Annotated in this window: 9 protein-coding genes; 3 read left to right on the top strand and 6 right to left on the bottom strand. The window is 76.7% G+C overall.

Going from position 1 to position 6,642, the window contains the following annotated elements; genetic code table 11:
• Positions 1-338 (bottom strand): hypothetical protein (locus DZF91_RS38900; protein ID WP_199486593.1); only part of this gene is annotated, 338 nt, incomplete at its 3' end.
• Between the two features lie 50 nt (positions 339-388).
• Here DZF91_RS38900 and DZF91_RS12550 point away from each other — a divergent pair.
• From DZF91_RS12550 to DZF91_RS12540, 3 genes are read left to right on the top strand one after another with little or no spacing between them, the layout of a single operon-like run.
• Positions 389-1,567, top strand: coding sequence for a DUF4282 domain-containing protein (locus DZF91_RS12550; protein WP_117357652.1), 1,179 nt, complete (start codon positions 389-391; stop codon positions 1,565-1,567).
• Positions 1,564-2,199, top strand: a complete 636-nt coding sequence (locus DZF91_RS12545) for a hypothetical protein (RefSeq protein WP_117357651.1) — start codon at positions 1,564-1,566, stop codon at positions 2,197-2,199. Before DZF91_RS12550 ends, DZF91_RS12545 begins: the two co-directional genes overlap by 4 nt.
• Entirely contained in the window at positions 2,199-3,899 is a 1,701-nt protein-coding gene (locus DZF91_RS12540) for a hypothetical protein (RefSeq protein WP_117357650.1), read from the top strand. Before DZF91_RS12545 ends, DZF91_RS12540 begins: the two co-directional genes overlap by 1 nt.
• 185 nt (positions 3,900-4,084) lie before the next feature.
• Here DZF91_RS12540 and DZF91_RS12535 read toward each other — a convergent pair whose 3' ends face one another.
• From DZF91_RS12535 to DZF91_RS12520, 5 genes are all read right to left on the bottom strand, one after another.
• Positions 4,085-4,549, bottom strand: coding sequence for a ParB N-terminal domain-containing protein (locus DZF91_RS12535; protein ID WP_117357649.1), 465 nt, complete (start codon positions 4,547-4,549; stop codon positions 4,085-4,087).
• Positions 4,536-4,934: a hypothetical protein gene (locus DZF91_RS12530; protein ID WP_117357648.1), complete on the bottom strand. Its 399-nt coding sequence runs from the start codon at positions 4,932-4,934 to the stop codon at positions 4,536-4,538. Before DZF91_RS12530 ends, DZF91_RS12535 begins: the two co-directional genes overlap by 14 nt.
• Complete coding sequence (locus tag DZF91_RS12525; RefSeq protein ID WP_117357647.1) at positions 4,931-5,626, bottom strand: hypothetical protein; 696 nt, start codon at positions 5,624-5,626, stop codon at positions 4,931-4,933. The genes DZF91_RS12530 and DZF91_RS12525 overlap by 4 nt, the downstream gene beginning before the upstream one ends.
• A 148-nt stretch (positions 5,627-5,774) precedes the next feature.
• Positions 5,775-6,038 carry a hypothetical protein gene (locus DZF91_RS38895; RefSeq protein ID WP_147341121.1) on the bottom strand — a complete coding sequence of 88 codons (264 nt, stop codon included), beginning with the start codon at positions 6,036-6,038 and terminating at the stop codon, positions 5,775-5,777.
• Positions 6,031-6,642, bottom strand: a 612-nt coding sequence (locus tag DZF91_RS12520; protein WP_147341120.1) for a helix-turn-helix domain-containing protein, incomplete at its 5' end; no start/stop codon positions are given. The genes DZF91_RS38895 and DZF91_RS12520, both read right to left, overlap by 8 nt.

The raw sequence follows: 6,642 nt of genomic DNA, 5'->3' as shown, positions 1-6,642 counted from the left end.
GCGCCGACGCCGCCGAGCAGCGCGCCGACGACCAGGCGGCGCGTGCCGACCGCGCCGAGCAGCGTGCCGACCGGGCCGAGCAGCGTGCCGACCGGGCCGAGCAGCGTGCCGACCGGGCCGAGCAGCGTGCCGACGCCGCCCAGGCCCGCGCCACCCCTACCGGGCAGCAGGACGCCCGATGACTGTCGCGTAGCGTCGTCCAGGCGCGGCGGCTGGGCCGCGCGCTGAGGCGAGACGGGTGGGCGTGCCGGTCGAGCTGGTGCACGAGGATGCCGATTGGACGCGGCCCGGTGCTCCGGGCCGCGTTTGCGCTGTTCGGGGCGTTGCCTGCTGGCCATGGTGGCGGTGGCGCGTGACGGATGGGACAGCCGGGGCCCAGGATCGGGGCATGGGCCTGCTGAGGACGTTGGGGGACACCCGTTTCCGCTCGTACGCGACGCCGAGCCTGCTCACGTGGATCTACCGGGGGTGCCTGACCGGGATCGTGCTGGTGACCGGGTGGTGGGTCCTGGTCGCGGTGTGGCTGATGAGCTGGCGCAACGGCTGGTTGTGGGGCGTTCTGCTGCTGGTCGTCGCGCCGGTCGTCGGCCTGGTGCTGCTGCTGTGCGTCCGGGTCGCACTCGAGTTCGTCGCCGTGAAGTTCCCGGCCGAGCCCCGTCACGACTTGGCCGCATCGGGGAAACACGGCGTTGCACCTCTGGTCAATGGGGCTGTGGGCGCGGCACGCTCGGTGATCCACTCGCGGCGCATTCAGGGAGGCCGACCGATGGATCAGCCAGGCGCGGGCGTGCCAGGTGCGGGCGTGCCCGACCCGGCCGACACGTTCCGGAGCGAGACCGGACGGTGGGAAGAGCCAGACGAGCCACCGGCCGACTCTGCGGATGAGGGGCCGGCGGCGGAGGGGCCGGCCGACGGTCCCGCCATGCGGCCGGTGTGGGTCGCCGGTGCGGTGGTCGGCGTGCTCCTGGTCCTCGCGCTCGCCGTGGCGCTCATCGTCGGGAGCTCGGGCGACACACCACGGGCCGCGCCGCAGACCACGGTCACGGCCACGGTGACCGCCTCCCCCTCGGCGCCGGCCCCGTCGGCGACGGCGCCGCCCTCGGCCACGCCTTCGGTGACGCCCTCGGTGGCGCCGTCCGGCGTGCCGTCGGGGACGGCGCCGGCCGGGCCGGGTCCGGTGACCCCGTCGTGGACGGGCACGATGACGATCGTCGGCCCCGCGACCGATCGGGACCTGGACGCGGCTCCGCCGCGGGCGGTGTCGGGCGACGGCGGCGACCTGCGCGCGGACTGGCTGGCCCCGGTGCTGCACGCGGTGGGGTCGGCGCGCCTGGCGGTTCTGGAGAGCGGGGCGCCGTCGGGGCCGTCCGAGTGCGCGGCCTCGGCCGCCAGCTCGGCGGCCAGCTCGACCGAGACCTTGCACGCCGGGGACGTGGTGTGCGTGGACACCGGCCGGGGCCACCTGGCCCGCCTGGTCATCACGCGGGCCACGCAGTCCAGCACCGCCCCGACGATCTCAGCGCAGGTCACCGTCTGGCCCGCGCCGGCGGCGGGACCGGGCCAGTGACCGGCGGCGCGGCGGGGCCGGCGGTGCTGGGGATCGATCCGGGCCGCCGCTGGACGGCGGGCGTGCTGCGCGTGGGCGATCGCCCGTGGGACGGCTGGACGCTGGGCCCCGTCGACGCCGAGGGCCGCCCGGACCCGAGCGCCACCGACAACGCCGATGACCTGGCCGCGTTCGCGCGCTATCAGCGCCGAGTCCTGGACATGGTGGAGGCGACGGTGGACCGGCACCGGGAGGCCGGCGGCGGCCCGGTGTACCTGGCGTGTGAGGTGACCGTCCCGCCCGCCGGACGGCGGATCGCGCTGGCCGACTGGCTGATCCCCCGCCAGCTCGTCGCGGGGCTGCTGGCCTACGACCCCGGCCTTGTCCTGGTCCGGGCCGACCAGCACGGCCGGGCGCACTACGACCGGGACGCGGCGGGCCGGCTGGTGCGGGCCCGGCCGCTGAGCGACCACTACCCGCCCGCCTTCTGGCCGACCCGGCCGGGGGACGGGCCGGGCGGGCGTCCGGCGGGGTGGGGGCCGTGTGAGGCGCGGCGCGGTGAGCGCGACCATGAGCGCGCCGCGTGGGACATCGCGGGCGCCGGCGCGCGCATCCTGGCCCGGCGGGCCGAGCGGAGCGGGGCGGGCGTCTGATGCGCGCGTGGGTGGAGCTGGCCGACCGCGCCGACCGCTCGATGCTGGTCCGGGAGACCCGCAACGCCCTCGCCGACGGGGCACGGTGGGGGTGGGCGGCGGTCCTGGTCGCCGCGGCCTCCGTCTGGGTCGCCCGCGGCCTGCCCTCGCCGGCGACGGCTGCCGCGGCCGTGCTGCTGCTGCCGGTCGCGGCCGGGCTAGCGTGGTGGCGCGGGTGGCGGCTGGCCTGGCGAGACGACCCGATCGACCGGCGGGCCGCCGCGGCCTCGGCCGCGCGCCGCTGGACGACCGGCCTCGGCCTGGTCGCCGCGGTGGTCCCGGCGCTGTGGCTGGCGGCCGGCCGTCCGCTGCTCGGTGTCGCCGTCGCCCTGGTCGTGGTCGCCGCGCTGGCGGAGCTGGCGATCGTGACGATCCCGGCCCGGACCCGCGCCCGCATCCTGCGGCGGCTGCGGATCGGCGCCCGCGCCGTCGCGCGGGATGAGGCCGTGCAGGTCGGGCGCGCGCTGTGGTCCGGGATGACGCTGGACCGCGTCCAGGTCACCTACCCGGCCGACTGGGCCGCGCACTCCGAAACCCGCCGCGACGACCTGACCGGGCGTCTGATGTGGGAGTTGTGCGGGCCGCCGCCGCGCACCCCGGCCGAGGCCGTGCGCCGCCCGGACTACCTGGTCGCCTTCGACGCCGCGGCGTGCCGGATCACCCTGGCCCGGATGCCGAGCCTCCCGCGCCGCCTGGCCGCGCGGGACTGGCGGCAGGGGCCGGGCCGGATCGTCCTGGGCCAGACGCACGGCGAGACCGCCGACCGGACCGCCGACGGCGTCCCGCTCGCGCTGTACGAGCCGACCGCGCACGCCCTGATCGTCGGCGGCACCCAGCACGGCAAATCGTCGGGGGTGCGGGCGTGGGTGGTGGACGGCCTGACGCACGGCGTGTGGCCGGGCGGTGTGTGGGCCGTGGACGGCAAGGGCGGCGGCACGTTGGCCCCCCTGCTCGGCCGCCGCGGCGTCCACGCGGTCGCCCACACCCCCGAGGAGTGGGCGCACGTCCTGGAGGACCTGGTGGCGCCGGAGGTCGCCCGCCGGTACGCCGAAATGCTCGACTGGCGCGCCGGCCGCAGCACCACCCGCCCCGACCACCCGCGCGCCCTGGTGGTCCTGGACGAGCTGCAGCAAGTGCTGCTGTCCCGGCCCGACCTGGCCGCCGTGGTGGAGACCCTGGCCCGCCAGGCGTTGGAGTCCGGCGTGATCCTGTGGGTGATCACCCAGCGCCCGGACGCCCGGGACGCCGTTCCGGGCGCGATGCGTGACCAGCTCCTCGACCGGATCACCTTCGGGCCGCTGTCGAGCGCGGGCGCGAAGATGAGCTTCGATGTCGCGGGCGATTGGCACCGAGCGATGGGGGTCGCGCCGATCCCCGGCCGGGCGCTGACGTGGATCGGCGGCGTGTGGCGCACGGTCCAAGTCCCCTGGTTGCCGATCCCGGCTGATGCGCCGAGCGCCGAGCGCCTGTACCCGCGGCGCGCCGCCCGTCCGGCCGCCGGCGACCCCTACGGCTACGGCCCCCCGCCGCCACGCGCCCAGTCGCCGGCGTCCGGGTCGGCGTCGTCGGCGACGCCACCGCGGCCCGACTCACGGTCCGCCGCGCCGGACGACGCCGAGTACGACCCGGCCACCGCGCGGCGCCGTCGGCGTCCCCAGTGACTCGGGCCGCGACCGGCGGAGTGGTTGCGCAGAGCGACGAATGACGACCGCGATTTGAGGCGGGAGCGACTCGCGCCTTTACTCCGGCGTCCCGGAGGGACGCCGGAGAGTCTAGCGCCGCGTTTCGCTCAGCGGTGGGACCGACACGCCCGTTCTCATCGTCACTGTGCGTCAGGGCTGGGGCGTCAGGCGTCCAGGCCGTAGGTGGTGCGGACGGCGCTCGGCAATCGGTCATAGAGCGCGGCCAACTCCGGCTCCAGGTCGTACAGGTCGGCGTCGCCGTCGAACTCGACGCCCGCGGCGGCGAAGAGCGCGGCGGCCTGGACGGTGGGGACCTCGACCCCCGCGGCGCGGGCGGCGTGGATGCGGTGCACGCCGGTCAGCCCCGTGCCGTGGTGGACCACGACCGGCGGTCCGTCCCACCCGGCCGCCTGCATCGCGGCGGTCAGCGCGGCCAGGTCGTCCGGCCTGTCGATGTGGTGGATCGGGTGCAGGTGGATCGGGTCCTCGTCGATGACCGGCAGATTCAGGGGGTTGACGATCGGCATCGTGGCCTCCTTGCTGGGGTGCTCGGGCGGGCGGTCAGCCGCGGCGTCCTGGTCGGTGTCGTGGTCGTCGGCCTCGGTGGCCAGTTCGTCAGGTGTTGGCACTCCTTTTGAACTCGCGCCAGGTCATCGTCCGGACGACGCTGGTGGGCACCACGGTGGGCTCGTCGTCAAACCCGGTGCCGGTCACCTCACCGTCGAACTCGATGACCTGGCCCCAGTCGTCGCCGGGCTCGCAGTCCTGCCAGCCCTCGCCCTCGCAGACCTCGCACTCCGGGAGCCCTCCGTCCCCGCCGCAGCGCTCGCAGTCGTCGGGGTCGTCGCCGTGGCAGCGGGGGCAGTCGCGCCAGCCCTCACCGGTGCCGTCGCACCCCGGGCACCTGGTGCGCGACCCGTCCTCGGTCCAGGCACTTCCCCACAGCCCGGACCAGGCATGGTCGGCGCAGAAACACAGGGGAACGTGCTCGCCGTGCCAGCGGAAGAAGGTCATGCCGATCCAAGGGTGGTGTTGACGCGCGTGTCCTCGGCGTCGGCGGGCGCGGCGAACGGTCCCCGGACGCCGGTGGGGTCGCAGGGGAAGGCGCCGGTGTCGGTGTGCTCCCAGTCGCGGCCGGCGGGCTTGCGCAGGGGCTGGCCGCAGTGGCGGCAGGGCGCGGTCTGGGGGCGCGGCCGCAGCTGCCCGGTGGGGTCGGCCAGCTCGTACAGCTCCTCCAGGGCCTCGGCCAGCAGCGCCAGCTCGGTCAGTCCTTGGGACAGGTCCAGGCCGTGCCCGGAGGTGAGGCCGTGCCGAGCGGCGTGGCGCAGCTGCTCGACCGCGCCGAGCAGGTCGCCGCGCGCCCGTCCGGCCCAGTTGGGCAGGTCGGCCTGCACGGTGCTCGGGTCGGGGGCGGTCTCGGCGAGCGGCCGGCGGGCCAGGGACCGCGCGGCCTCGCCCTCGCGGCGGTTCTGCCGGATCGTCTCGCGGCTGTACCCGGACTCGCGGGCCACCTCGACCTGGGGCACGCCGAGGTCGAGCGCGATGTTGATCGCGTCGTCCAGCAGGCGGCGCGCCTCGCCGCGGGCCGCGTCGGCCAGGTTCAGCCGCAGCCGGGCCCGCTTGATCCGCTCCAGCGGGTCCATCGCCGGGTCGCGCTCGGGGCGGTGCGGGTAGGTGCGGAACGGGTCGGTGGAGAAGTCGCTCATGGGGCCGACTCTGTCAGCCGTCCGGCGGGACGACAACCCACTTGGCCAAGATAGTTGGCCAAGTGGGTTGGCCTAAGGTGGCCACCACCCGTCCGGGGCCCGTTCGGGGCCCTTCGCGGAGTGAATGAGAAGTCCTCTTATCAACCTGTCAGTCCTGACCGGTCCCGGCGCGGGCATCACGGGGGTTCCAGCGCCGTTTCCAGCGCGCGTCGTCGCGTTCGGCGCGGGCGGCGCAGGCCACACATCGCGCGCACGGCGGCCCCACCGCCGGGTCGTCGGTCGTCTCCAGCACAGCCAACCCGCACCGGGTGAGGGTCGGACCGGCCAGCAGATGCCGGCGGCGCGGGCGGCCGAGGTAGGCGGCGGTCGCCAGCCCCCACGTGCCCGCCGCCGCTGGTCCCTGGTCACCCATGGCGCGCCTCGGGGGCGTCCGGCTCGGGCAGGGGGCGGGGGACGGTGGTGCGCGGGACGCTCAGCAGCGCGCGGGCGGCGTGCCGCCAGCGGGCCGGGTCGCCGCCGCGGACCCGGCGCAGATGCGGGGCGAGCGCGGCCAGGTCGCCGGCCAGCAGCGCCGCCGCGGCGGCGTCCAACCGGGCGAACGCGGCGTCGATGCGCCCGAAGTCGGCGGCGGCGGCGACCTGGGGGACGGTCGCGGTGACCGGCAGCGCCTCGGTCGCCGCCACCGCCGCCTCCCGCGCGGCGGCGAGCAGGTCCTCGTCTGGGGCAAGACCGGGGTCCCTGGCCAGCGCCGAAGCGTAGGCGACGTGCAGCAGCGCCACCGCGGACTTCCCGTCCGAGTGCTGCGGCGCGTCGGCCGGGTCGGCGGCCAGCGCCGCCCGGTCGGCCAGCGCCCAGCCGCGGCGGAACGGGTCGGCGGACTGGTCGGCGAGCTGTAGCACTCGGCGCCGTCCGGCCGCGCGGGCCTCGGCGAGCCAGCGCTGCACGGTGTCGGGCGAGAGGCCGGCCAGCTCGGCGGTACGGCGCACGCTGACCCCGGCGCGGCGCGCCGCCAGCAC

The organism is Actinomadura logoneensis (assembly GCF_003428695.1).
Classification (GTDB): Bacteria; Actinomycetota; Actinomycetes; order Streptosporangiales; family Streptosporangiaceae; genus Spirillospora; species Spirillospora logoneensis.
The sequence above is the reverse complement of the archived record's forward strand: the minus strand, read 5'-3'. Positions and strand labels throughout refer to the sequence as shown.

Coding starts and splice junctions, on each gene's coding strand:
- DZF91_RS12550 (WP_117357652.1), top strand. CDS start 389: ATGGGCCTGCTGAGGACGTTGGGGGACACCCGTTTCCGCTCGTACGCG.
- DZF91_RS12540 (WP_117357650.1), top strand. CDS start 2,199: ATGCGCGCGTGGGTGGAGCTGGCCGACCGCGCCGACCGCTCGATGCTG.
- DZF91_RS12530 (WP_117357648.1), bottom strand. CDS start 4,934: ATGACCTTCTTCCGCTGGCACGGCGAGCACGTTCCCCTGTGTTTCTGC.
- DZF91_RS12525 (WP_117357647.1), bottom strand. CDS start 5,626: ATGAGCGACTTCTCCACCGACCCGTTCCGCACCTACCCGCACCGCCCC.
- DZF91_RS38895 (WP_147341121.1), bottom strand. CDS start 6,038: ATGGGTGACCAGGGACCAGCGGCGGCGGGCACGTGGGGGCTGGCGACC.